Annotated in this window: 24 protein-coding genes, 1 tRNA gene and 1 riboswitch; of the genes, 17 read left to right on the forward strand and 8 right to left on the reverse strand. The window is 64.0% G+C overall.

The window, feature by feature from the left end; translation table 11 throughout:
• The first annotated feature begins 1 nt into the window (after position 1).
• From AC3FOF_RS01655 to AC3FOF_RS01675, 5 genes are read left to right on the forward strand one after another with little or no spacing between them, the layout of a single operon-like run.
• Entirely contained in the window at positions 2 to 526 is a 525-nt protein-coding gene (locus AC3FOF_RS01655) for a GspH/FimT family pseudopilin (protein WP_488725614.1), read from the forward strand.
• 1 nt (position 527) lies between these two features.
• Entirely contained in the window at positions 528 to 974 is a 447-nt protein-coding gene (locus tag AC3FOF_RS01660; RefSeq protein ID WP_017227217.1) for a type IV pilus modification PilV family protein, read from the forward strand.
• Positions 975 to 981: 7 nt separating this feature from the next.
• Positions 982 to 2,148: a PilW family protein gene (locus tag AC3FOF_RS01665; protein WP_017227216.1), complete on the forward strand. Its 1,167-nt coding sequence runs from the start codon at positions 982 to 984 to the stop codon at positions 2,146 to 2,148.
• A 47-nt stretch (positions 2,149 to 2,195) separates the two neighbouring features.
• Complete coding sequence (locus AC3FOF_RS01670) at positions 2,196 to 2,711, forward strand: pilus assembly PilX family protein (protein ID WP_276264907.1); 516 nt, start codon at positions 2,196 to 2,198, stop codon at positions 2,709 to 2,711.
• A gap of 7 nt (positions 2,712 to 2,718) precedes the next feature.
• Positions 2,719 to 6,306 (forward strand): pilus assembly protein, encoded by a 3,588-nt coding sequence (locus AC3FOF_RS01675; protein ID WP_488725615.1) that lies wholly within the window; start codon positions 2,719 to 2,721, stop codon positions 6,304 to 6,306.
• Between the two features lie 44 nt (positions 6,307 to 6,350).
• Here the strand turns inward: AC3FOF_RS01675 and nrdR are convergent, their stop codons facing one another.
• Together nrdR and glyA are read right to left on the reverse strand one after the other, a co-directional pair.
• On the reverse strand, positions 6,351 to 6,815 hold the full coding sequence (gene nrdR, locus AC3FOF_RS01680; protein ID WP_035812089.1) for a transcriptional regulator NrdR: 465 nt from the start codon (positions 6,813 to 6,815) through the stop codon (positions 6,351 to 6,353).
• A gap of 143 nt (positions 6,816 to 6,958) precedes the next feature.
• Positions 6,959 to 8,206, reverse strand: a complete 1,248-nt coding sequence (gene glyA, locus AC3FOF_RS01685; RefSeq protein ID WP_276264909.1) for a serine hydroxymethyltransferase — start codon at positions 8,204 to 8,206, stop codon at positions 6,959 to 6,961.
• Between the two features lie 124 nt (positions 8,207 to 8,330).
• Positions 8,331 to 8,432: riboswitch (ZMP/ZTP riboswitch) on the reverse strand.
• A 161-nt stretch (positions 8,433 to 8,593) separates the two neighbouring features.
• On the opposite strand from glyA, the gene ybgC reads away from it, so the two are divergent.
• The 10 genes from ybgC to AC3FOF_RS01735 all read left to right on the forward strand — a co-directional run bounded on the left by ybgC (position 8,594) and on the right by AC3FOF_RS01735 (position 16,447).
• Positions 8,594 to 8,998 carry a tol-pal system-associated acyl-CoA thioesterase gene (ybgC, locus tag AC3FOF_RS01690; protein WP_035812085.1) on the forward strand — a complete coding sequence of 135 codons (405 nt, stop codon included), beginning with the start codon at positions 8,594 to 8,596 and terminating at the stop codon, positions 8,996 to 8,998.
• Positions 8,995 to 9,678: a protein TolQ gene (tolQ, locus tag AC3FOF_RS01695; RefSeq protein WP_017227210.1), complete on the forward strand. Its 684-nt coding sequence runs from the start codon at positions 8,995 to 8,997 to the stop codon at positions 9,676 to 9,678. Before ybgC ends, tolQ begins: the two co-directional genes overlap by 4 nt.
• A 44-nt stretch (positions 9,679 to 9,722) precedes the next feature.
• Entirely contained in the window at positions 9,723 to 10,160 is a 438-nt protein-coding gene (tolR, locus tag AC3FOF_RS01700) for a protein TolR (protein ID WP_017227209.1), read from the forward strand.
• 16 nt (positions 10,161 to 10,176) lie between these two features.
• Positions 10,177 to 11,400, forward strand: a complete 1,224-nt coding sequence (gene tolA, locus AC3FOF_RS01705; RefSeq protein ID WP_488725616.1) for a cell envelope integrity protein TolA — start codon at positions 10,177 to 10,179, stop codon at positions 11,398 to 11,400.
• A 248-nt stretch (positions 11,401 to 11,648) separates the two neighbouring features.
• Complete coding sequence (tolB, locus tag AC3FOF_RS01710) at positions 11,649 to 12,977, forward strand: Tol-Pal system beta propeller repeat protein TolB (protein ID WP_017230670.1); 1,329 nt, start codon at positions 11,649 to 11,651, stop codon at positions 12,975 to 12,977.
• 17 nt (positions 12,978 to 12,994) lie between these two features.
• The gene (gene pal, locus AC3FOF_RS01715; protein ID WP_017230671.1) at positions 12,995 to 13,510 is read left to right on the forward strand and encodes a peptidoglycan-associated lipoprotein Pal; all 516 of its coding nucleotides are present in this window, start codon (positions 12,995 to 12,997) and stop codon (positions 13,508 to 13,510) included.
• A gap of 18 nt (positions 13,511 to 13,528) precedes the next feature.
• Entirely contained in the window at positions 13,529 to 14,287 is a 759-nt protein-coding gene (gene ybgF / locus AC3FOF_RS01720) for a tol-pal system protein YbgF (RefSeq protein WP_035817553.1), read from the forward strand.
• A gap of 126 nt (positions 14,288 to 14,413) precedes the next feature.
• Positions 14,414 to 15,097 carry a 7-cyano-7-deazaguanine synthase QueC gene (gene queC, locus AC3FOF_RS01725; RefSeq protein WP_017230673.1) on the forward strand — a complete coding sequence of 228 codons (684 nt, stop codon included), beginning with the start codon at positions 14,414 to 14,416 and terminating at the stop codon, positions 15,095 to 15,097.
• Between the two features lie 87 nt (positions 15,098 to 15,184).
• A complete protein-coding gene (locus tag AC3FOF_RS01730) occupies positions 15,185 to 16,300 on the forward strand; it encodes a YeeE/YedE family protein (RefSeq protein WP_488725617.1) in 1,116 nt (371 codons plus the stop codon).
• Between the two features lie 71 nt (positions 16,301 to 16,371).
• Positions 16,372 to 16,447, forward strand: a tRNA-Lys gene (locus tag AC3FOF_RS01735).
• A 97-nt stretch (positions 16,448 to 16,544) separates the two neighbouring features.
• Here AC3FOF_RS01735 and AC3FOF_RS01740 read toward each other — a convergent pair.
• The 5 genes from AC3FOF_RS01740 to AC3FOF_RS01760 form a co-directional block, all read right to left on the reverse strand.
• A complete protein-coding gene (locus tag AC3FOF_RS01740; protein WP_488725618.1) occupies positions 16,545 to 18,467 on the reverse strand; it encodes a S9 family peptidase in 1,923 nt (640 codons plus the stop codon).
• Positions 18,468 to 18,513: 46 nt separating this feature from the next.
• On the reverse strand, positions 18,514 to 19,683 hold the full coding sequence (locus tag AC3FOF_RS01745; protein ID WP_017230676.1) for an AI-2E family transporter: 1,170 nt from the start codon (positions 19,681 to 19,683) through the stop codon (positions 18,514 to 18,516).
• Between the two features lie 159 nt (positions 19,684 to 19,842).
• The gene (locus tag AC3FOF_RS01750; protein ID WP_276264913.1) at positions 19,843 to 20,340 is read right to left on the reverse strand and encodes a DUF3318 domain-containing protein; all 498 of its coding nucleotides are present in this window, start codon (positions 20,338 to 20,340) and stop codon (positions 19,843 to 19,845) included.
• Positions 20,337 to 20,717: a phage holin family protein gene (locus AC3FOF_RS01755; protein WP_035817555.1), complete on the reverse strand. Its 381-nt coding sequence runs from the start codon at positions 20,715 to 20,717 to the stop codon at positions 20,337 to 20,339. Before AC3FOF_RS01755 ends, AC3FOF_RS01750 begins: the two co-directional genes overlap by 4 nt.
• Before the next feature lie 164 nt (positions 20,718 to 20,881).
• Positions 20,882 to 21,157 carry an ElaB/YgaM/YqjD family protein gene (locus AC3FOF_RS01760; protein WP_006162945.1) on the reverse strand — a complete coding sequence of 92 codons (276 nt, stop codon included), beginning with the start codon at positions 21,155 to 21,157 and terminating at the stop codon, positions 20,882 to 20,884.
• Between the two features lie 271 nt (positions 21,158 to 21,428).
• On the opposite strand from AC3FOF_RS01760, the gene AC3FOF_RS01765 reads away from it, so the two are divergent.
• Positions 21,429 to 22,067 carry a peroxiredoxin gene (locus tag AC3FOF_RS01765; protein ID WP_488725619.1) on the forward strand — a complete coding sequence of 213 codons (639 nt, stop codon included), beginning with the start codon at positions 21,429 to 21,431 and terminating at the stop codon, positions 22,065 to 22,067.
• Positions 22,068 to 22,231: 164 nt separating this feature from the next.
• Here AC3FOF_RS01765 and AC3FOF_RS01770 read toward each other — a convergent pair whose 3' ends face one another.
• Positions 22,232 to 23,425, reverse strand: coding sequence for an acyl-CoA dehydrogenase (locus AC3FOF_RS01770; RefSeq protein ID WP_017230680.1), 1,194 nt, complete (start codon positions 23,423 to 23,425; stop codon positions 22,232 to 22,234).
• A gap of 202 nt (positions 23,426 to 23,627) precedes the next feature.
• Here AC3FOF_RS01770 and AC3FOF_RS01775 point away from each other — a divergent pair, with 202 nt between their 5' ends.
• The gene (locus AC3FOF_RS01775; RefSeq protein ID WP_017230681.1) at positions 23,628 to 24,443 is read left to right on the forward strand and encodes an IclR family transcriptional regulator; all 816 of its coding nucleotides are present in this window, start codon (positions 23,628 to 23,630) and stop codon (positions 24,441 to 24,443) included.
• Positions 24,444 to 24,461: the final 18 nt, after the last annotated feature.

Here is a 24,461-nt window from a genome sequence, read left to right on the forward strand (position 1 = left end):
GATGAGGGCCAAGGGAATATCCCTTGTGGAAATGATGGCAGTCATCTCCATTATTTCCATTCTGCTGATGCTTGGCGTGCCGGGCATGAGCGACTATTTGCAGAACAGCCGCTTGCGCGCCATCAGCGAACAGTTGTCTTCCGACCTCAAGGCAGCGCGTGTCGAAGCACTCAACCGCAACCGGATGACCACCTTTACGGTGTCGGCAACGGGCTGGTCCTACGCAGTACCGAGCGCTGCCGGATTCGCGGGCTATTCCGCGTCTCCGCCGGAGTTGAGCCGCTCGGTGGCACTGGCCTCGAACCAGGCATCAGTCTGCTTTGATGGTACCGGACGCGTGCTGTTGGCTGATTGCAGCGGGCCGGCGGCAGCGCTGCCCCGATTTGATGTCCAGCCGGCTAGCGGCAGCGCCGCCTGCCGCGCCGGTGGCGGAACCGCGCAATGCTTGCGCGTGGCGCTGTCGGCCTTGGGGCAGGCGCGCGTGTGCAATCCCGCGGCCGCTGCCAACAGCGTGATGGCATGCTGACATGAAACCACGCGTCCAAGGCTTTGCGCTCATCGAGGCGTTGGTGTCATTGACACTGTTCTCGGTAGGAATCGTTGGCTTGTGCGCGGCAACCCTGCTTGCGGCCAAGCAGAATTCCCAAACGCGCTACCGAACCGTGGCGCAGTACTACGCAGCAGAGATCATCGGGGTCGCCAGCGTGGATGCTGCGAACGCTGCCTGCTACACGGTGCCCGCCGGCGGCGGGTGCACTGCCGGCACCGGTCAAGCCATTGCCACAGATTGGCTGAAGCGCGTGAAAGGCGCGCTGCCCTCCGATGATCAGCACGCACCCAGCGTGGTGTACGACGCAATCACCGGAAACCTGACCGTCACCCTGCAATGGAAGCTTGCGGGAGAAGCGCAGGAGAAGACCTATCTGAGCCTGACCACCTGGCACAACGCCGTCACCACCACCAATCTCAAATAGCCAAGCCATGCACGCCAGGCTTCACTCGCATCTGCGTACCAGCGGCTTTACGCTGATTGAGCTTCTGGTCGGCCTCCTGGTCGGCTTGATTGCCGGCGTCGCGATTGTCAGCGCAACCTACTTCTTCGAGGATTTCAAGCGCACGCAGTTCGGGACCAGCGCGGCCGCCGACAGCAGCGTGTTGGCGATGCTGGCGATCGAACGTGATGTCAAGGGAGCGGGCGTGGGGGTTGCCTCCGCTGGCCGCAACAATCAGTCCACAATCATCTGCCCGGCACTGAACGCGTATTTCAATGGCGTGCTGATCGACAATGCCGCCATCGCTCCCGTATGGGTGACGCACCCGGGCGGGGTGGGCGCATCGGACACCATTTCCGTCGCCGGAAGTTCCTCGATAAGCGCTGCTGCACCTATCGCCCTCAGCACCGGAATGGCCGCGGGTACGGATCCGCTAAACGTGCCCTCGGCGCAGGGGATCACCATTCCGGGCCCGAATGTACAAGGATCGGTGCTGCTGGTATCCGCGTACAGCGGCAACGGCAGCGTGACCTCGCCGTGTACCGTCATGCAAGTCAGCGGTACCTCGTTGCAGGCCAACAGCACGCAGATCGCACATGCGGCTGGCAGCGGCAACTGGAATCCTCCGGCAACCGTGGCGTTCTCCAATCCACAACTGTATGGCGCAGGTGCCAGCGTAATGAATGCAGGGGTATTTTCATGGAAGACCTACCAGGTCAACAATGCGACCGCCATGCTTGAACTCGCCGATCGGTTTGCCGCGGCAAATACCCCGGCGACGCCGATGGCCGAGAACGTGGTCCACATGCGCGCGCAATATGGCGTGGCGACCGGCGCCGGCATGAGCATTTCTCAATGGGTTGATGGAAGCGGCGCGTGGGCATGGCCGCTAAGCGCGGCGAGCATGAGTCAGATCCGGGCAATCCGTGTCGGTCTGGTGACGCGGATTCCGGCTGCGGTGAAGCCTTCGGGCGGCGCGGGCGCGGCATGCGATGCGACCACGGCTGCAACGTTGCCGGTGATATTCCCCGCTACGGCTTCGCCGCTGGGGGCGGCTGTGACGGCCGACCTGAGCGCGACGCAGAATTGGCAATGCTATCGCTACCGTACGCAGAGCCTCGTCATACCGCTCAAGAATATCGTGTTCGGAGAATAGTGAGCATGCGATCGCGTCGTGCCCAGAGAGGGCTTGCACTTCCGATAGTGCTGATCATCCTGCTGGCTATCCTGGTGTCCGCCGTATCATTGCTGCGGTCCGGTGCGGTGTCTGGAACCACGGCGGGCAATGTCGCTTTCAAGGAGGCGGCGAGCCAGGCTGCCGATCTTGCCCTGACTGCGGCGAAGGCCATGCTTGACGAGGTTGCCAGCCCGGATGCCACGGACACTGGCAAGCAGTACTACGCAACCACCGGCACTTTCACATCGGACCAGAATGGCTTGCCTGACGTGAACTGGGCGGACACCACCGGTTTTCCGCAAGTCAAGGTGACCAACGGTGGCCTGCAGTATCAGTATGTCGTTGAGCGCCTGTGCAGTTCGACGCCGGTAACCGATCCTTACGGACAGTGTACCGCCCGTGCCAAAGCGGTTCAGGGGCCGAGCAGCAATCAGGTGGGCTCAACGCCCCTGCAACTGCCGCAAGTCGCTTATCGGGTCACGGTGCATGTGACGAGCCCGCGTAGCGGCGAGACCTTCGTTCAGGCAATTCTCAACAGATAACCAGCCCATGAAACTCTCTACGTTGCTGAAGGTCTGCCTGGGGATTTCGGCGTTGGCGATGATTTCGGCCTACTCTGCCTCGACCGACATTGCCGTCACGCCGCTGTCTGCGACGTCCCAGGCTGCGCCAAATGTCATCTTTGGCATTGACGATTCGGGTTCGATGGACTTCGAGGTCCTGATGAATACGAGCGATGGCGCGTTGTGGTGGGATACGGGCAACAAGAACTTCTACTCGGGCGGCAAGTTCAACTTCAACGACAACGGATCGGCCGGCAATGGCTGGATGAAGTATGCCTATCTTTTCCCGAACGGACAAAGCAGCAGTAACGACAGCGATCTGCGGCGCTACGCCGATTCGACATCCGACCACTATGCGGTGCCGCCATTGCCGCAGTACTCGTACATGCGTAGTTCGGACTACAACCCTCTGTACTACAACCCGAGCGTGACTTACGTGCCGTGGCCATCCGCCTACATTGGCGGAGCCATGAAGAGCTTCAGCGCCGCAAGCACGGCGGCGGTGCGCAGCCATCCGTACTATCCGACGCAGACTTCGTCCTCACCTTATGTGTGGAATCTGGCCGGGACCGTTGCGGTGCAAAGCAATCCAGGCGCCAACACAACCTTCCGCATGTATCCCGGCATGGTTATTCCTCTTGCATGGGCGTCAGCAAACGGGCTCACGCAGATTACCTACAGGAAAAATGGCGGTAGCTGGGGAACCATCAATATCAACGCCGATCTTCCCGTGCCATCCAATGTGACCTACTGGGACGTGTCACTCCCGTACCGTCCAGCGACGTACTATGTCAAGGATGCGACCTGCACGGCCAGTACCGCTGGCTGTATCGCAATGCCTGATGGCGGCTTTGTGCGTGAGTGGCAGATCACTGCCGCAAATAGCCAGAAGTTCCCCAGCGGTCGCACATACACCGATGAATTGCAGAATTTCGCCAACTGGTTTCAGTACTATCGCAAGCGCAAGTTGATGTTGGCGTCGGGTATGGGACAGGTATTGACGAACCTGAAGGGCATGTTTGGCGGCTATACCAACTTCAATTCGGGAGCCGGTAGCGCCATCACGATGTACGATTTTTCGTCGACCGATAATGCAAAGAGCGGATCCGCTTTATTGGGAGCGATCTATCAGAGCGTGGCGTCTGGCGGCACGCCCACGTTGGAAACACTCAACTTCATCGGCAGCCAGTTCATGAGGACGGACGCCAACGCGCCGGTCAAGTACGCATGCCAGCAGAATGCCGGCTTTATCCTGACTGACGGCTATGCCAACAAGTCGACAGTGGCGCCGCCCAGCTACCTGTCGTCCAGCAGCCTCATCAACAGCGCGCCTTATACAAACATCCCCAAACCTTCGCTGGCGGACATCGCCAGTTCGTACTTCGTCAACAACCTGCGCTCCGATCTCACTGCGGGCCTGGTGCCGGTGAATACGACGGATACTTCCTGGAATGCCGACAAGAACCCCAATCTGCATATGAACACCTATGCGGTCGCTCTGGGGGCCAAAGGCTATATCTATGGGCAGAACACGGCGCAGGCCAACAGCCCCAACCTAAACCCCCCAACCTGGGTGGCCACATCCCAGAATTACAGCCCGAACGCCCTGGACGACCTTTGGCATGCCACGATCAATGGCCGTGGCCAGATGTTCCGTGCCACCAATGCAGCTGATCTGACTTCGTTCTTCCAGCAGGTACTCCAGAGCCTGCTGTCCAAGTCGGCGTCCAATGCGGCGATCGCCGTCAGTTCCACAAACGGTGGCGGCGCAGCCTTCATGGCCAGCTATAACGGGCAGAATTGGTCCGGCGAACTCACTGCCGCTCCCATAGACCCGTCAACCGGTTTTATCAATGCAGCCGCGCCACTGTGGAAAGCACGTGAGCAGTTGACCGGCCGCTCGCCCGGTAGCCGTTTGATTGCGACCTACGACGGTGGCAAGGGCGTCTCGTTCGATTCGGGAACGGGGGGGCTGCAGGCTTCCACCATCAATCTGCTGAATAGTCCGGGCAAGACGGATGGTCCCAGCGTGCTTGCCTACTTGCGTGGGGACCGCTCGCTGGAGGGCTCGACGTATCGCACCCGTACATCCCTTCTTGGCGATATCGTGTCGGCGGAGCCGGTCTATGTTGCCGGCGCAGCAGCTTATTACTCGGATGCCGGCTATGCAGGCTTCCAGAGGCAGCTTACTTCGCGCAAGCCAGCGATTTACCAAGGGGCAAACGACGGCATGCTACATGCGTTCGATGCCAGCTCCGGTGCGGAACTCTGGGCCTACGTTCCGGGCGCGCTCCTGACGGCGAACGGGAAAATGAATGCGTACACGATCACGCCCTACACACATCAGTACTACGTCGATGCGACGCCTGCCGTGGGCGATGTCTATCTGGCGGGTACCAAGAGCTGGTCAACGCTGCTTGTGGGCGGCCTGGGGGCAGGGGGCAGCGGCTACTATGCGCTTGACGTGACCAGTTCGACGGCACAGAAGGCGGCGGACGTGGCCAGCAAGGTGAAATGGGAGTTCCCGAATTCCGCCACCAGCAATGCTGATGCGGCCAACCTTGGCCTGACTTTCGGCAAGCCTGTGCTTGCCAAGACCAAGGCCATGGGCTGGGTGGTGCTGGTGCCCTCCGGCTACAACAACAATGTGACCCGCAATGGCACGCAGGGTGATGGCAAGGGGCGGCTGTTCGTACTCGATCCTGCTACGGGCAATGTGATCCAGTCGATGTCGACGGGGGTTGGCGATACCACTACGCCCTCCGGCCTGGCGTATATCTCGGCTTTTGCGGCGAACGGGGCCACCGACGCGACAATTGACTACGTATATGGCGGCGACCTGTTGGGTAACGTCTGGCGCTTCGATCTCTCCGGTGCCAGTACCTCGGCGTGGAACGTCAGCAAGCTTGCCAGCCTGGTGGATGGCAGCGGCAAGGCCCAGCCGATCAGCTCGGCGCCGGAACTGACCGTCTACAACGGCCAGCGCCTGGTTTTCGTGGGGACGGGGCTCTTGCTCGGCCAATCCGACCTGAGCGTGAGCAATGTGCAGTCCATGTACGCGCTGGTCGACACGATGACCGCCGTGCCGCTGATCTCCAATGTGCGAACCACGCTCGTGAAAAGAGCCGTGACACTATCGGGGTCTGTGCGTCATATCAGCAACACCCCGGCGATAGACTTCACCAAGAGTCCTGGCTGGTATTTCGACCTGCCAGGGTCGGGCGAGCGTGTGGTCACCAATCCGACGGCGGTGGCAGGCATCCTGGTCTTCACTACCGATATCCCGTCGGCAGCAACCTGCGGCTCTTCGAGCTACCTGTATGCTGTTGATCTGACCACCGGCGGCGAACTGCCGAGCACGAATTTCATCTCGTCCGCCATGTCTCCATGGACAGGCATTGCCTTGTCCAATACCGCGCTGTCGTCCAGACCATCCCTGGTCGCGCTAAGCAACGGCAACCTCGATGCGTTGACCCAACAGTCGAACGCGACTTCGTCCACGTCGCAGCTGCCGATCAATCTTCTGAGCAAATCGAAGCGTGTGGCATGGAAGGAGGTCTATATCCAGAAATGAAGGCCAGGGGGCAAGGGCAGGGAGGCCCCTTGGCCGGCAGGTGCTCAGCGCTTGCTATTGCCCGCCGTCACTTCCGCGAGCACATCGGAGAACTCGGACACGTCCTCAAAACTCCGGTACACCGAAGCAAACCGGATATAGGCGATCTTGTCGAGCCGGCGCAATTCGCGCATGACCAGTTCCCCGATCTGGCTGCTGGGGATTTCCTTCTCGCCGAGGGCGAGCAGTTTTTCTTCGATGCGCGTGATCGCGGCATCGATGGCTTCGGCGGAGACCGGCCGTTTGCGCAGCGCCAGCCGCATCGAATCCTTCAGCTTGTCGCGCGTGTAATCCACGCGGGAGCCGTTTTTCTTGACGATGGCGGGGAAGAACAGTTCGATCCGCTCATAGGTGGTGAAGCGGCGGTCGCAGGATTCGCAACGGCGGCGGCGGCGCACGGTATCGCCTTCCTCCGACATGCGCGTGTCCAGGACCTGGGTGTTGGAATGAGCGCAAAAGGGGCATTTCATGCCTGACCACCTCGAAGTTTGAGCCGGGACGCGGGCTGCGCATGCAGCGTCTTGTCATTCTGGGTCGCGCCGGCCTGGGTTGGCAAGGCCCGCGCCATGGCGGGCTGCCGGCCACCCGCACGGAGGCGGGTGGCGCAGGGGCATCAGCCGTAGACCGGGAAACGCTTGGTCAAGGCTGCCACTTGCTCGCGCACGGCGGCGATGTTGGCTTCGTCGTGCGGGTTGTCCAGCACGTCGGCGACCAGGTTGGCCACCAGGCGGGCTTCTTCTTCCTTGAAGCCGCGGGTGGTCATGGCCGGCGAGCCCAGGCGGATGCCCGAGGTGACGAACGGCTTTTCCGGGTCGTTGGGGATGGCGTTCTTGTTGACCGTGATGTGCGCTTCGCCCAGCACCTTCTCGGCTTCCTTGCCGGTGATCTTCTTGGCGCGCAGGTCGACCAGCATCACGTGGCTTTCGGTGCGGCCCGAGACGATGCGCAGGCCGCGCTCGATCAGGGTCTCGGCCAGCACGCGGGCGTTCTTGACCACTTGCTGCTGGTAGGTCTTGAACTCCGGCGACAGCGCTTCCTTGAAGGCCACGGCCTTGCCGGCGATCACGTGCATCAGGGGGCCGCCCTGGATGCCGGGGAAGATGGCCGAGTTGATGGCCTTCTCGTGCTCGGCCTTCATCAGGATCACGCCACCGCGCGGGCCGCGCAGGCTCTTGTGGGTGGTGGTGGTGACGAAGTCGGCGTGCGGCACCGGGTTGGGGTACTCGCCGGCGGCGATCAGGCCGGCGTAGTGAGCCATGTCGACCATGAACAGGGCGCCGACCGACTTGGCCACGCGGGCAATGCGCTCGAAGTCGATGCGCAGGGCGAAGGCCGAGGCGCCGGCGATGATCAGCTTGGGCTGCTTTTCCTGGGCCAGTTTTTCCAGCGCGTCGTAGTCGATGTCTTCATTGGCGTCCAGGCCGTAGCTGACCACGTTGAACCACTTGCCGCTCATGTTGAGCGCCATGCCGTGGGTCAGGTGGCCGCCTTCGGCCAGGCTCATGCCCATGATGGTGTCGCCCGGCTTCAGGGCGGCGAAGAACACGCCCTGGTTGGCCTGGGAGCCAGAGTTGGGCTGCACGTTGGCGGCTTCGGCGCCGAACAGCTGCTTGACGCGGTCGATGGCGAGCTGCTCGACGACGTCGACGTACTCGCAGCCACCGTAGTAGCGCTTGCCGGGATAGCCCTCGGCGTACTTGTTGGTCAGTTGCGAACCTTGCGCGGCCATCACGGCCGGCGAGGTATAGTTTTCCGAGGCGATCAGCTCGATGTGCTCTTCCTGGCGCTGGTCTTCCTTCTGGATGGCGGCAAAAAGCTCGGGGTCGATCTGGTCGATCGTATAGCGGCTGCGTTCGAACATGGCGAAAACTCGTCTGAAAAAAAAGGGGATCCGAATCGGCTTCGGGGTAGGGCGCGCGGGGAAGGCACATGCGACCAGCACCGGACGCTGTGGCGAGTCCGGCGCAGGGCGCACCCTGCTTCCCATTCGCTGCCCAGGCGAGCGGCAGGCGCTTGATACATCGCGCCAGATAACTTGCGCTTCCTCGTGGTAGTGCCCACTGACTTCGCCAGTCGCGCAAGATGGAATGGTTGGCGGCAGTTTACGCGAGGCGCCGGCTGGCTGCAAGACGGGGCTTCGGGCACCTGTCCGAAAAGTCAATGGCTTGTCTGTCAGGTAATGTAATTGTTGTAATGCTGGGCAAGGGTTTACGCCGGGCCAGGCTGGCTGTCCGTTACAATCGCGGCCATGAGCAACAATGTGTGGGCCCTGCGGGTGTACTGGGAAGACACCGATGCGGGCGGCGTAGTGTTCTACGCCAATTACCTCAAATTCTTCGAGCGCGCCCGGACCGAGTGGCTGCGCTCGCTCGGCATCGAACAGCAGGCGCTGGCCGATGAGACCGGCGTGGTCTTCATCGTCAGAAGTACGGCGGTGGACTACAATGCCCCCGCCCGTCTGGACGACCTGCTCGAAATCCGGACACAGATTGAACGGGTTGGGCCGGCGTCGGTCCAATTCGCCCAGGAAGCCTGGCGAGGGGAGCAGTTATTGGCTACCGGCGCCATCCGGGTGGGATGTGTGGATCGTATCACATTTCGCCCGACTCCCATCCCCGCTCCCGTCCTTGCAACCATCAAGACCGCCCGATGAACCCCGTGACCGTCACGCAAGACCTGTCGATCATTACGCTGGTGTTGCACGCCAGTGTGCTGGCGCAGGCCGTTATGGCCCTGCTGCTCGTCATGTCCCTGTTTTCGTGGACATACATTTTCCGCAAACATTTCGCGCTGCGCGCGGCGCGTACCCAGACCGAAGGCTTCGAGCGCGACTTCTGGGCTGGCGGCGACCTGCAGGCTCTCTACCAGAGCGCAGCCAATAATCGCCACAGCACGGGCGCACTGGAACGGATCTTCGAGTCCGGCATGGGTGAATACCTGAAGGCGCGCGAACGCAACAACGACGCCGGCGCGCTGCTGGACGCCGCCCGCCGCGCCATGCGCGCGGCCTACCAGCGCGAGATGGATGTGATGGAGTCGCATCTTCCTTTCCTGGCATCGGTGGGCTCGGTCAGCCCGTACATCGGCCTGTTCGGCACGGTGTGGGGGATCATGAACGCCTTCCGCGGCTTGTCCAATGTGCAGCAGGCCACGCTCGCCTCGGTGGCGCCGGGTATTGCGGAAGCGCTGGTCGCTACCGCCATCGGCCTGTTTGCCGCCATTCCCGCCGTGATTGCCTACAACCGCTACGCCACCGAGATCGATCGCCTGGCCATCCGGTTCGAAAGCTTCATGGAAGAGTTCCTGAATATCCTGCAACGGCAGACCCGCTGACGCGCGGCAAATCACCGTAGTTACCGGTCAAGGAGAATCCTGCAATGGCAGCGATACAGCGCCGCGGCGGCTCGCGCCGCAGGGCCAGCGCCGAAATCAACGTGGTGCCCTACATCGACGTGATGCTGGTGCTGCTCGTCATCTTCATGGTGGCAGCCCCGATCGTGAACCCCGCGGTGGTCGACCTGCCGAGCGTGGCCAATGCCACGCCGCAGCAGAGCACGCCGCCGATCGTGGTGACCGTGCACGAAGATGGCCAGCTCACCGCGCGCGGCAAGGACAATGCAGGCAAGGCCTTCGAGCGCCAGCTCGACAAGCCGGGCCTGATCGATTTCGTGCATCAGCGCCAGAACGAGAACCCGGACCAGCCGGTGGTGATCGCCGCCGACCGCTCGGTCAAGTATGAAGCCGTGCTCGACGTGATGTCGGTGCTCAAGGCCGACGGCGTGAAGCGCGTCGGCCTGATGGTCAAGTCAAAGTAATACATCGCCGCGCGCCATGAAGACCGCCGCCTATCCGTATCAGCCGGTCCCGGAGCGGGGAAGCTTGCGCTCCTTCCTGCTTGCGCTCTTCATGCACTTGCTGCTGGGCATCGTGCTGTACTACGGCGTGCACTGGCAGAGCAGCACTCCGGTTGGCGCCGAGGCCGAGCTGTGGGAAGAGGTTCCCGCCGCCACTACCGCGCCCCCGCCACCTCTTCCCGCGCCGGCGCCGCCCGTGCCGGTAACCTCCGTGCCCGAGCCGGTAGTGCAGCCGCGCCCCGTGCCTCCCGCCCCGGCAGTGAAATCCCGCGCCGAGGAAGAGGCCGACATCGCGCTGGCGCAGCAGAAGCGCCGCAAGGCCGAGGCCGAGGCCCGCGAGGAGGCGCGCAAGCAGGCAGAGTTGCGCGAGCGCCAGGACGCCCAGCGCAAGGACGACCTGCGCCGCGAACAGCAACGCAAGGACGATCTGCGCAAGGAAGAGTTGCATAAGGAAGAACTGCGCAAGCAAGACGCACGCAAGCAGGCGCTCCTGCAGGAGCAGCAGCAACAGCGCAAGGAGCAGGCTGAGCGCGAGCGCAAGGAAGCCGATGCCAAGGCTCGCGCGGACGCCAAGGCCCGGGCGGAGGCCGATGCCAGGGCGAAGGCCAATGCCGAGGCCAAGGCTGCGGCGGATGCCAGGGCGAAGGCCAATGCCGAGGCCAAGGCTGCGGCGGATGCCAGGGCGAAGGCCAATGCCGAGGCCAAGGCCGCGGCGGATGCCAAGGCGAAGGCCAATGCCGAGGCCAAGGCTGCGGCGAATGCGAAAGCCAAGGCGGATGCCGATGCCAAGGCCAAGCGCGAGGCCGCGGCCAATGCGCAGCGCCATGGCGAACTGGCACGGCTGCAGGCCCTCGCCGGCGGCGGGGCTGCAGCGGGCGGCGCCGGCGGTGTCGGCAGCAGCGCGGGCAGCGGTGCGGGCTCAGGCGGCAAGGCCTCGCCGGGCTACCCGGATCGGGTGCGCCGCCGCGTCAAGCCGAATATCGTGTTCACCGAGGACGTTGCCGGCAATCCGGCCGCCGTGGTCTCCGTCCAACTGGCGCCGGATGGCTCGCTGATGTCGGCCCGGGTGGCAAAGTCCAGCGGCAATTCGGCCTGGGACAACGCGGTGCTGCGCGCCGTCGAGCGCTCGGACCCGCTGCCCCGCGACGAAAACGGCAAGGCGCCGGCCAGCTTCACCATCACCTTCAAGCCGAAGGACTAGGAGGCGGCGATGATGCAATGCAGCAACCCTGCGATAGAGCGGCCGGTGGTTTTGAATTGCAACATATTGCAACCTACATCCATGCGTGGTAGTCCCAAGGCTACGATATTAGGTTGCCTGACGCAGCCGGCGAATGTGCCTGGAGCACGCGATACGGGCATGCGACATGCCCCCCGTATCCTTGCTGTACCACGGCATCCTGTTTGCCGGCCGCGCTCGATGAATCTTGATCTCGACTGAGGAGCAGCATGCGAAAGCTTTGGGCCCCCCTTTGGCTGGCCGCCCGGCGGCACAATATCCGCGCGCACGCCCTGTTTGCCTGGCTGGCAGTTGCGCTGGCCTGTTCGGCAGGCAGCGCGCAGGCGCAACTGAACGTTGAAATCACAGGCGTCGGCTCCAGCCAGTTCCCGATCGCCACCGCCAATTTCCAGGGCGAAGCACAGGCTCCCCAGAACCTCACCGCCATCATCCGCGGGGACCTGCAGCGCAGCGGGCGCTTCCGCAATATCGACGTGGCCGGCGCTACCGTCGCCGAGTCCGCCGATGCCGACCTCGGCAGCTGGAAGTCGCGCGGCGCCGATGCCTTCGTGGCCGGCAGCGTGACGCCCACCGGCAATGGCCAGTACGACGTGCGCTTCCGTCTCTACGATACGGTCAAGGGCCAGAGCCTTGGCGGCCTGGCTTTTACGGTCGGTGGGAACCAGCTGCGCGTGACCGGCCACAAGATTGCCGACTACATCTACGAGAAGCTGCTGGGCGAGCGGGGCGTGTTCGCCACCCGCCTTTCCTACGTGTCCCGCGTGGGCGGGCGCTATCGCTTGCTGATCTCCGATTCCGACGGCCAGAACTCGCAGGTGGCGCTGACCAGCAATGAGCCGATCATCTCGCCTTCCTGGTCGCCGGACGGCACCAAGGTCGCCTATGTGTCTTTCGAAGCCAGGAAGCCCGTGGTCTACGTGCATGACCTGGCGACCGGCCGCCGCACTCTGGTGTCGAACCAGAAGGGCAACAACAGCGCGCCCTCGTGGTCGCCCGACGGGCAGCGCCTGGCGGTGGCGCTGTCGCGCGACGGCAACACCCAGATCTACCAGGTCAATGCCGACGGTTCGGGCCTCAAGCGCCTGACGCGCAGCAGCGCCATCGACACCGAGCCGCAATACGCACCCGACGGCCGCAGCGTCTATTTCACCAGCGACCGCGGCGGTGCGCCCCAGATCTATCGCATGCCGGCTGGCGGCGAAGAGGCCGGCGCGGCCCAGCGCGTGACCTTCAAGGGCAGCTACAACGTGAGCCCGCGGATTTCCCCCGATGGCAAGCAACTGGCCTATATCACGCGCACTGGCGGCTTCAAGCTGCAGTTGATGGATCTCGGCAACGGCGACGTCACCTCGCTGACCGATACTTCCAACGACGAGGCGCCGAGCTTTGCCGCCAATGGCAAGTACATCCTTTATGCCACCCGGGTGGGAGGTCGCTCGGTGCTGGCGGCGGTGTCCACTGACGGGCGCACCCGGCAGGTTTTGTCTCTCCAGTCCGGCGAGGTTCGCGAGCCGTCCTGGGGCCCATTCATGCAGTAAACCAGGAGTTCCACGCCATGACCCAAATGATGACCAAAACCCTTGCCGTCGCCGCCCTGCTGGCTCTCGGCGCTTGCAGCTCCGGCGTCAAGCTGGACGACACCGCCAACGCGGGTGCCGGCAACAAGGGCACGCCTTCGACCGACGCTCGCGCCGTGGCACCGGTGGATGTCTCGCGCGATCCGCTCAACGATCCGAACAGCCCGCTGGCCAAGCGCAGCGTGTACTTCGACTTCGACAGCTACAGCGTCAAGCCTGACTATCAAGGCATGCTGACTGAGCATTCCAAGTACCTGGGCGCCAACAAGGGCCGCCGCATCCTGATCCAGGGCAACACCGACGAACGCGGCACCAGCGAGTACAACCTGGCGCTGGGCCAGAAGCGCGCCGAGGCCGTGCGCCGCTCGCTGTCTTCGCTGGGCGTTCCCGACAACCAGATGGAAGCCGTCAGCCTGGGCAAGGAAAAGCCCAAGGCAACTGGCCACGATGAAGCCTCGTGGGCGGAAAACCGCCGCGCGGACATCGCGTACTAATCCGCGGATAGTCATCTCATGAAAGCACGCGTCTCCAAATTGGTATTGCTCGCTGCGATGTCCTGTGCCGGCCTGCTGCCGGCGGTACAGGCCCGGGCCGGCGTGTTCGACGATGACGAGGCACGCCGCGCCATCGTCACCATGCGCGATCAGTTCAACGGCTTCCAGGCAACCGCATCGCAGCGTATCGACCAGAATAGCCGCGCCCAGCTCGACATGCAGAACCAGCTCGAGGGCCTGCGCCAGGAAGTGGCGCGGTTGCGCGGCCAGAACGAGATGCTGCAGAACGAGGTGACGACGCTGCAAAAGCAGCAGAAGGACTACTACGCCGACCTCGACGCGCGCTTGAAGAAATTCGAGCCGCAGCAGGTTACCGTGGATGGTCGCGAAGGGCTGTCGCAACCCGGCGAGAAGACCGAATACGATGCCGCGCTCAAGCAGTTCCAGACCGGGGACTTCAAGGGTGCCGGCAGCGTTTTCTCGGCCTTTATCAAGAAGTACCCGCAGAGCCCGTATGTCCCTCTGGCGCAGTACTGGCTCGGTAACTCGCTGTATGCGCAGCGTGACTACCGCGGCTCGATCTCGGTGCTGCAGAACATGGTGCAGACCTATCCGGATCACCCCAAGGTGCCGGATGCGCTGATCGCCATCGCCAACGACCAGATGGAATCGGGCCAGAAGCCCGCGGCCCGCAAGACCCTGGAGCAGGTGGTGGCCAAATACCCCGGCACCGAGGGCGCGCAGGCAGCGAGCAATCGCCTGAAGACGCTGAAGTAAGCGCCGCGCCGGCAGCAGACGGAAGACACAGGGCCCGCATCCGCGGGCCTTTTGTCGTGGTCGCGCTAAAATACAAGATTCGCTCTGAATTTTGCGTGGCGCCCTACCGGCGCAGCGCCTGCCATCATGAAAAAACGCGCTATCGTCCTGCTTTCCGGCGGCCTGGATTCCGCCACCGTCCTTGCCATGGCCAATGCGCAGGGATTCGAGACCTATGCACTGTCGATGCGCTATGGGCAGCGCCACTCCTCGGAGCTGGAGGCTGCCAAGCGTGTGGCTGCCGCCCTGGGCGCGGTGCGTCATGAGATCGTCGACCTCGACCTGCGACGCTTCGGTGGCTCCGCGCTGACCGACGACAGCCTCGACATCCCGACCGACGGCGCGGTAGGCGGCATTCCGGTCACCTATGTGCCGGCGCGCAATACCATCATGCTCTCGCTGGCGCTCGGCTGGGCCGAAGCCGTTGGCGGCCGCGACCTGTTCTTCGGCGCCAACGCGGTCGATTACTCGGGTTATCCCGATTGCCGTCCCGAATACGTGTCCGCCTACGAGACGCTCGCCAACCTGGCCACCAAGGCCGGCGTCGAAGGCGAGCGCATCCGCGTGCACGCGCCCATTATCGACATGACCAAGGGCGAGATCATCCGCGCCGGCGTCAGGCTTGGCGTGGACTACGGCATGACCGTGTCCTGCTACCAGGCCGACGACGATGGCCGCGCCTGTGGCGTGTGCGACTCATGCCGCATTCGGCGCGCGGGTTTCGAGGCCGCCGGCGTGCCCGATCCCACCCGCTACCGGGGTGCCGCCTGACGGTCGCTGTGACAAGAACCAGAACTACTACTAGAGCCGTCCCCGGGACGCCGCATCCACCCGCTCCGCTTCCCCCGCCGGACACCCATGCCCGATATCGACATTGCAGCGCTTAGCCGCACCGTACTGGCAAGCACGTTCATCCTGACCTTCCTGTTTGGGGCAGTGCTCCAGCGCACGCACTTCTGCACCATGGGCGCGGTTTCCGACATCGTCAATATGGGCGACTGGAGCCGCATGCGGATGTGGGGGCTGGCCATCGGCGTGGCCATGATCGGCACCGCAGGGCTGGCCGCGGGCGGCTACATCGATCCCACCAAGACCATCTATGCCGCCAGCAAGCTCAGCTGGCTTTCCGCCCTGGCGGGTGGGCTGATGTTCGGCTTCGGCATGGTCCTGGCCTCGGGCTGCGGCAGCAAGACCCTGGTGCGCATCGGCGCGGGCAACCTCAAGTCGCTGGTGGTGTTCGTCTTCCTCGGGCTGTCGGCCTATATGACATTGCGCGGACTGTTCGGCGTGATTCGCGTCAATACCGTCGATACCGTGGCGCTCACGCTGCCCACCACCCAGGACCTGCCCTCGGTGCTGGCCCATGCCAGCGGCATGGCGCGCGGCACCCTGCAACTCGGCATAGCGCTGGTGCTGGGCGGGGCGCTGGTGATCTGGGCACTTGCGGGGCGCGGTTTCCGCACCTTCGACAACCTGCTGGGCGGTTTTGCGGTGGGCCTGATCATCGTGGCGATGTGGTACGTGTCGGGGCACATCGGCTATGTCGCCGAAGATCCCAATACGCTCGAGGAATTGTTTGTCGCCAGCAACAGCGGCCGCATGGAGAGCCTGAGCTTTGTCGCGCCGTACGCCTATACGCTCGACTGGCTGATGATGTTCAGCGACAAGAGCAAGGTGCTGACCATGGGCATCGTCAGCGTATTCGGCGTGGTGGCCGGCGCCGGGGCCTATGCGCTGGCGACCCGCACTTTCCGCTGGGAAGGCTTCGGCAATGCCGAGGACGTCGGCAACCACATGGTGGGCGGCATCCTGATGGGGGCCGGCGGGGTGACGGCGCTGGGCTGCACCGTCGGGCAGGGCCTGTCAGGCGTATCGACGCTGGCGATCGGCTCCTTCATTGCGCTGGCTGGCATCCTGGCCGGTTCCGTGCTGGGCTTCCGCTACCAGATATGGCGCCTTGATCGCATGGCCTAGCACGATGGGCCTGCACTCAAAGGTTGACATAACGGCCAAGATATTCCTATAATCGCGGCTTCAGTTTTTCCGGGTCGTTAGCTCAGTCGGTAGAGCAGCGGACTTTTAATCCGTTGGTCGCGTGTTCGAGTCACGCACGACCCACCAGCATTGCAAAAGGCGTAGCGGGCAACCGCTACGCCTTTTTTGTTCTGGCGTTTCACAGGCTCCGCCGGCCGGCCCAGCCCTGGCGCTTCGGCGAAAATCAGCCGGCCTTTGCCAGATGCCTGGCGAGGAAGGCATCCATCGCCTCGTAGAAGTCGAAGCGGTTCTCCTCGTTATGGAAGCCGTGTCCCTCGTTTTCCTTGAGCAGGTATTCCACATCCACGCCGCGCTCGCGCAGCGCCTCGACGATCTGGTCGCTTTCGGCCTGCTTCACGCGCGGATCGTTGGCGCCCTGCGCCACCAGCAGGGGCGTGCGGATCCGGTCCGCGAAGAATACCGGCGAGGCATCGTGCATGGCCTTGCGGTCGTGCTCGTCGTTCGGGTTGCCGATCATCTCGTAGAGCATGTCGAGCATGGGCGTCCAGTACGCGGGAATCGTCTCCAGCAGCGTGAACAGGTTCGACACGCCGACATAATCGATCGCCGCTGCGTAGCGGTCCGGCGTGAAGGCGACGCCGGCGAGCGTCGCGTAGCCGCCATAGCTGCCGCCATAGATGGCGATGCGCCGCGGATCCGCGATGCCTTGCGCAACGAGCCAGTCGACGCCGTCATCGATATCGCGCTGCATGGTCCTGCCCCACTGCTTGAAGCTCGCTTGCCAGAATGCGCGGCCGTAGCCGGTGGAGCCGCGGAAATTGATCTGCAGCACCGCGTAGCCGCGGTTGGCCAGCAGTTGCACCTCGGGGTCGAAGCCCCACACGTCGCGTATCCACGGGCCGCCATGCGGATGGACGACGAGCGGCAGGCCTTGCTGCGGCGCCGGCTCTCCCGTTTCTCCCGCGGCTGCCACGGGCAGCGTCAGGTAGCCATGGAGCCGCAGGCCGTCGCGCGAGGTGAACTGGATCGGCCGCATGGCTGCCATGTCGGCCTCGTCGAGCCAGGGCAGTATTTTGCCGAGCGTGACCAGCCTGCCGGTGCCGCTGTCGTACAGGTAGCGGGTGCCGGCGGTCTTGTCGCTCGACGCGGAGACGATCATGCGGGTCTCGTCGCGCGTGATGCTGGTGATGTGGTATTCGTAGCCGGGCAGCTGCCGTTCCAGGTCCGCATGGACCCGCTCGCTATGCGCGTCGAAGAAGTGCCGGTGCGTTTTCCAGTCGGTGTACCAGGCGGTGGTTAGCACGCGGCGCTTGCGGGAATAGGCCAGCCCGCCGGCATCGACCTCGCCGTGTTCGAAGACCAGGCGTCCTTCCCGCGCGGTATGCGGGTCGAATTCGAAGATCGCCAGCTTGTCGCGTCCGCGATTCGATTGCACGTACAGCTGCCTGTCGTCGAAGGTGAAGAACAGCGGCGCCACCGTTTCGCGGAAATCGGTGCTCAGGATCGGCCGGAAGTCCTCCTCCTCGCTGTCCCGGTAGAGCAGGGTGGTGTTCACGCCATCGCTGGCGCTTGCCACGCGCAGGCGGCCCGCATGATCGGTGCCCCAGCTCATCACATTGCCGGGGTTCTCGGCAATCTGGACCGACTCGCCGGTGACGACGTCGACGCGCAGCACATCGAACACCTGCGGGTCGCGCCTGTTGTGCGACAGCAGGATATGGCGTTCATCGTCCTCGAGATCGTCGACGATCTCCGCGCGCACGCCCGGATAGGGCGTCAGGTCGACTGGTTCGCCGCCATCGATCGGCACCGACAGCACGTGGAAGTTCTCGTCGCCGCCGAAGTCCTTCGCATACAGGATGTGCGCATTGCCCTTCCAGGTGTGGAAGGGCAGGTCGCGCTCGCTTTCCCGGGTCAGCGGCCGGGCCTCGCCCAGCAGGTTGCCCTCGGTATCGATCGCCTGCACGAAGATGTTCTGGCGGCCGTGATGCCTGGCGAGAAACGACAGGTGGCGGCCGTCCGGCGAGATGGAGAACTGCGAGCGGTCCGGCTTGCGGAACAACTCGCGCACGCTGTAATGCTTGACCTTGGCGGGTGCCGGCGCGGCCTGGCGTGGCACGCTGGATGGTTCGCTGCTTTGACTCAATGCTCACTCCTTGGTGTGTTCGGGGCCGGCAACGACGGCGGCAAGCTCACTCCGTATGCGGCGGCGCCTCGGGGCGCGGGCCGGCGGGGGCGCCGGCGGATTGACCGGTCGCGCCGTCCGCTGGCGGCGTTGTTTCCTGGTCGGCGGCGGCATCCCGGCGTTCGATCTCGTCGCGCGAGGATGTGGACAGGTCCCAGCTGGCGATGAACAGCGCGGCGATCAGCGGGCCGATGACGAATCCGTTCAGCCCGAACAGCGCCATGCCGCCCAGCGTGGAGATCAGCACCACCCAGTCGGGCATGCGGGTGTCCTTGCCGACCAGGATGGGGCGCAGCACATTGTCCACCGTGCCGATCACCAGCACGCAGAATCCGATCAGGATGGAGCCCTTGCCGACATCGCCGGTGAGCAGGAAGTAAAGCGCCACGGGTCCCCAGATCAGCGCCGCGCCGACGGCGGGCAGCAGGGACAGGAAGGCCATCAGCACACCCCACAGCAGCGAGCCCTGGATGCCGAGGAACCAGAAGATCAGGCCGCCCAGGGCGCCCTGTACCGCGGCCACGGCGATATTGCCCTTGACGGTGGCGCGGGCCACGGTGGTGAACTTGCGCAGCAGATGCTGCTTATGCGGCTCGCTGAGCGGGATCGCGCGCATGATGAGCCGGGAAATCTGCGGGCCATCGCGCAGCAGGAAGAACAGCAGGTACAGCATCACGCCGAAGCTGACCACGAACTGGAAGGTGTTCTGCCCGATGCTGAGCGCCTGCGTGGCGATGATCTGGCTGGCCTGGGCGGCGCCGGCAGTCAGCTTCTGCTGCAGGCTGCTGATGTCGGTGAGCCCGAATCGGTCCAGCACCCGTCCCGCCGACGGCGGCAGCGCGTGCACCGCCTGCTGGAAATAAGCGCCGAAGTTGAGCTGGCCGGACTTGATCTGCTGGTAGACGGTACTGACTTCCTGTATCAGCGCGCCGGTGACGAAAGCCAGCGGCAGCACCACGATCAGCAGGCACAGGGTCAGCGTGGTCAGCGAAGCCAGGTTGCGGCGCCCGCCCAGGCGGCGGGTCAGCCAGTTGTTGGGCGGCGTGAAGATGATGGCCAGGATGGCGCCCCAGAATACCGCGCCAAAGAAGGGCCAGAGCACGAAGCAGAAGCCTACCGAGACTGCTGCGAGCAGCAGGTAGAACGACTTCTGCTGTATATCCGATCGATGGGTCATGGCGCTGTCACCTTGCGTCGAAAAGGCCTTTGCGGCGCCCCCGGTGTCGGGACGCGCCGCGGTTCGCCGAGGGCGCATCGCGTGCCTTGCCGTGTGGTGCGCTCTCGGAGGCAAGGCCGGCAGGTTGGCAAGCCTTGCGCTGGGCGTCGCCGCGCTACGCTAGCGTACCAGCGGGTCGCGGAATCCGGTGTCGACGGATTCTGGCGGAGTCTCGCCTGCCGGCGGCGCCGATCCCTTCTGCCAGGCCTGGTAGGCGAGGTAGCCTGCGCCAGCCAGCAGGCCTACCTTGGAAAGCTTCCAGGTCCAGCGCAGCAGCGGGGTCTTGCGCAGCAGGGGCAGCGCCAGTGACACGGCCGAGCTGAGCAGCGGGTAGTCCTTGGCCAGGCCCAGCAGCTTGAGCCAGGACGCGGGCCGGGCCATGCGCGGCAGCCACGCGCTGAAACGGCCCAGGCGCGCGGCGCTGCCCCGTACATGATGGAGCGCCTGGGCGCAGTCGTAGCGTTCCAGCGCGGCGCGGGTGATCAGCAGTTCCTTGCGGACGGCCAGCGGCAGGCGCACCTCGCGCGAGAAACGCACCGGGCGCCGGTGTTCGCGGGGCGGAAGCGGGTTGCCGCCCGGATGCGCCGGCGGCTCGCTTGGCTTGTGCGGGGTAGTCATCGGCGCAGGATCTCCCGGTCTTTGTCGATCTCGGCCAGCGTGGCCTCGAACAGGGGCGGGGCATTGCGCATCAGGTGGCGGGCGAACGCCAGGCAGACCGCGCAGGCGGCCAGGTAGATCGCGACCAGCGCGCCCATGGCCTGCCAACGGTAGGTGTCCCAGAACACGATGGTGATCAGTACGGTCAGCGTCACCATGGCCAGGCCAAAGAAGACCAGGCCGAAACAGGCCAGCAAGGCCATCTTCATCAGCCGGGACCGTTCTTCCGCGAGTTCGACGCTGGCGAGTTCGAGGCGCGTCTGCACCATTGCCACCAGCGATCCTGCCAGGCTGCGCAGGGCATCCATAAACTTGGGGGAGGGGGTGGGGTCGCTCATGCAATTCCGGCGAGGGCGTGCAGCGGCCGGGCGCTGCAACAGCTGCGGACGGGGAGCCTCGCCAGCGGTGCGAACCGCTGGCGAGGCCACTGCCCTGCATCGCAGCCCCGGGGGGTACAGGGCGGGTGGGGTCGGACGCCCGGCCCGCGGGGCCTCGCGGCGAATTACTTGCGGTTCAGCAGCAAGCCGATCAGCAGGCCGACCCCGGCGGCGACGCCGACGGCGCGCCACGGATGGTCATGCACGTAGTCATCGGTGGCGCGGGCGGCTGCCTTGCTCTTGGTGACGACGGCGTCCTGCAGGTCCTGGGCCTTTTCCTTGGCTTGCTTCAGCAGGCCCATGCCGCGCTCGCGCAGTTCGGCGGCTTTCTCGCCGGTGGTCGAGGCCGCTTGCTTAAGCAGTTCTTCGGCATCGGACAAAACGGTCTTGACATCGCTCATCAGTTTCTCCTGGTTGAGGGCGGTGGTTTTGGATTATGACATTTTGCCTTCCTCGCACGTTGTCGGGCAGGTTCTGGCCCTCTTTCCTAGCATATGCGGGGAACTGCCGTGGTTTCAACACCACGCGTCCGACACCGCGTGCAGGACAGTGACGCAAGACAAAGGTCTTAATAAAAAAAGGTGATTTTGTAGTGACTTTATATTCGTTTGGGTTGGATCGCAATCTCACTAGACTGGTTCAACCCGAATTTGCCCCTTTGTGGAGACCTATATGACCCTACGTCTTGGCGATATCGCACCGGATTTCGAGCAGGATTCCAGCGAAGGCCCGATCCGCTTTCATGAGTGGCTGGGCGACAGCTGGGGTGTATTGTTTTCGCACCCGGCCGATTTCACGCCCGTCTGCACCACCGAACTGGGTTTGACCGCGAAGCTGAAAGGCGATTTTGCCAAACGCAACGTCAAGGCGATCGCGCTGTCGGTCGATCCGGTCGAATCCCACCGCGAGTGGATCAAGGACATCAACGAGACCCAGGGTACCACGGTCAATTTCCCCATCATTGCCGATGGCGACCGCAAGGTATCGGAGCGCTACGACATGATTCACCCGAATGCGAACGAGACCCTGACAGTGCGCTCGCTGTTCGTGATCGACCCGAAAAAGAAGGTGCGCCTGATCATCACCTACCCGGCCAGCACGGGGCGCAACTTCAACGAGATCCTGCGGGTGATTGATTCGCTGCAGCTCACCGACAACCACAGCGTCGCCACGCCCGGCAACTGGCAGGACGGCGAGGATGTGGTGATCGTGCCCTCGCTGAAGGACGAGGAGGTGATCAGGCAGAAATTTCCGAAAGGCTACAAGGCCGTGCGGCCCTACCTGCGGCTGACGCCGCAACCGGACAAGTAAGCGGAAAGCAAGAAAGCCGGCCGGGCGCAATGCGCCGGCCGGCTGACCGGTGTTGTAAAACGATGGGCTCGCCCGTCGTCTCTCCTTGGTAGTGTGCTTGGCCCGGCTTTGCAGCCGGGCCTTTTTCGTTTTGCGGGAGAGCGGGCTGGTCCGGGTTCCGGGCTTTAGAAGAAGGCCTGGATGCCGGTCTGGGCGCGGCCCAGGATCAGCGCGTGGATGTCATGGGTGCCTTCGTAGGTGTTGACCACCTCGAGGTTGACCACATGGCGGATCACGCCGAATTCGTCCGAGATGCCGTTGCCGCCCAGCATGTCGCGCGCCACGCGGGCGATGTCCAGCGACTTGCCGCAGGAATTGCGCTTCATGATGGAGGTGATTTCCACCGCGGCGGTGCCTTCGTCCTTCATGCGGCCCAGGCGCAGGCAGCCTTGCAGGCCCAGCGTGATCTCGGTCTGCATGTCGGCCAGTTTCTTCTGGACCAGTTGGTTGGCCGCCAGCGGGCGGCCGAACTGCTTGCGGTCCAGGGTGTACTGGCGCGCGGTGTGCCAGCAGAATTCGGCGGCGCCCAAAGCGCCCCAGGCGATGCCGTAGCGGGCCGAGTTCAGGCAGGTGAAGGGGCCCTTCAGGCCGGACACGCCGGGCATCAGGTTTTCTTCCGGCACGAACACCTGGTCCATGACGATTTCGCCCGTGATCGAGGTGCGCAGGCCCACCTTGCCGTGGATGGCGGGGGCCGACAGGCCCTTCCAGCCCTTTTCCAGGATGAAGCCGCGGATGGCTTCCTTGCCGTCGTCGCCGACCAGCTTGCCCCACACCACGAACACGTCGGCGATGGGCGAGTTGGTGATCCACATCTTGGCGCCGGAGAGTTCATAGCCGCCCGCGACCTTCTTGGCGCGCGTGACCATGGAGCCGGGGTCGGAGCCGTGGTTGGGCTCGGTCAGTCCGAAGCAGCCGATCCATTCGCCGGTGGCCAGCTTGGGCAGGTACTTCTGCTTCTGCGCCTCGCTGCCGAATTCATGGATCGGCACCATCACCAGCGACGACTGCACGCTCATCATCGAGCGGTAGCCGGAATCCACTCGTTCGACTTCGCGCGCGATCAGGCCGTAGGCCACGTAGTTCAGGCCGGGGCCGCCGTATTCCTCGGGGATGGTCGGCCCGAGCAGGCCGAGTTCGCCCATTTCACGGAAGATCTCGACGTCGGTCTTTTCATTGCGGAACGATTGCAGCACGCGCGGCGCGAGCTTGTCCTGGCAGTACGCCAGGGCGGCGTCGCGCACCATGCGTTCGTCGGCGCTCAGTTGCTGGTCCAGCAAGAGGGGATCGGCCCAGTGGAATTCGGCGTTGGCAGCCATATTACGTCTCCTTCGATAGTGCAGGTCGGGATGGGCAGCCTCGCGAGCCAGCCCGGAATTCATCAGATATCGGCGCATTCCGCGGTCTGCCGAGGATTTATTAGGTTCCGCATTGCGGAACTCTGTTCCGATGATGTAGTATATCGCAATGCGCGGTCCGTGCAATAGGCGCGTGCCATCATCCCATTCGCGGAGACCTCTCTTGGCTACTGAATCGCAAGCTACGCCCGCTGCGGATGCCGCCAGCGTCACCCCGCGCGAAAGCGATCCCAATTTCGTTACCGCGCTGGCGCGCGGCCTGGAGTTGCTGCGTTGTTTCCGCACCGGCGAATCGATGCTGGGCAATCAGGATTTCGTGCGCCGCACCGGTTTCCCCAAGGCGACCGTGAGCCGGCTTGCCGGCACGCTGGTGCAGCTGGGTTATCTGCGCTATGACGATAGCCTCGGCAAGTACGCGCTCGATGCCGGCGTGCTGGCACTGGGCTATTCCTACCTGTCGGCGTCCAATGTGGTGACGCTGGCGCGCCCGCATATGCTGGCGTTCGCGCAGGCTTACGGCGTCTCCGTGTCGCTCGGCAAGCGCGAGCGGATGGAGGTGATCTATCTGGAGTCGATCCGCAACGATGCCGGGGTGATGCTAGGGCTCGGCGTGGGGTCGCGCCTGTCGCTGGTGTCGAGTTCGATGGGGCGCGCCTATCTGGCCGCTTTACCGGCAGCCAGGCGCGAGCGGGTGCTGTCGGAGTTTGCCGTGGCCTATCCGGAGCAATGGAAGATGCAGGAGGTGGCCATGCGCGCGTCGGTGGCACAGGCTGCGGCGCAGGGCTACGCGGCATCCTTCCGCGACTGGCACCCGGCGATCCATGCCTGCGCGGTGGCATTCCGGCCGGTGGGCGAGAAGGAACTGCACATGCTGAGCTGCAGCGCATCCTATGGCTCGGTCGACGAAGCCGTGTTCCACGACAGGCTGGCGCCGGCGCTGCGCGCGCTGGCGGGACGGTTGTCCGACCCGGCGTCCTGATACCGGCGAGCGTTCCGG

The organism is Cupriavidus sp. 96C5-1 (assembly GCF_057798855.1).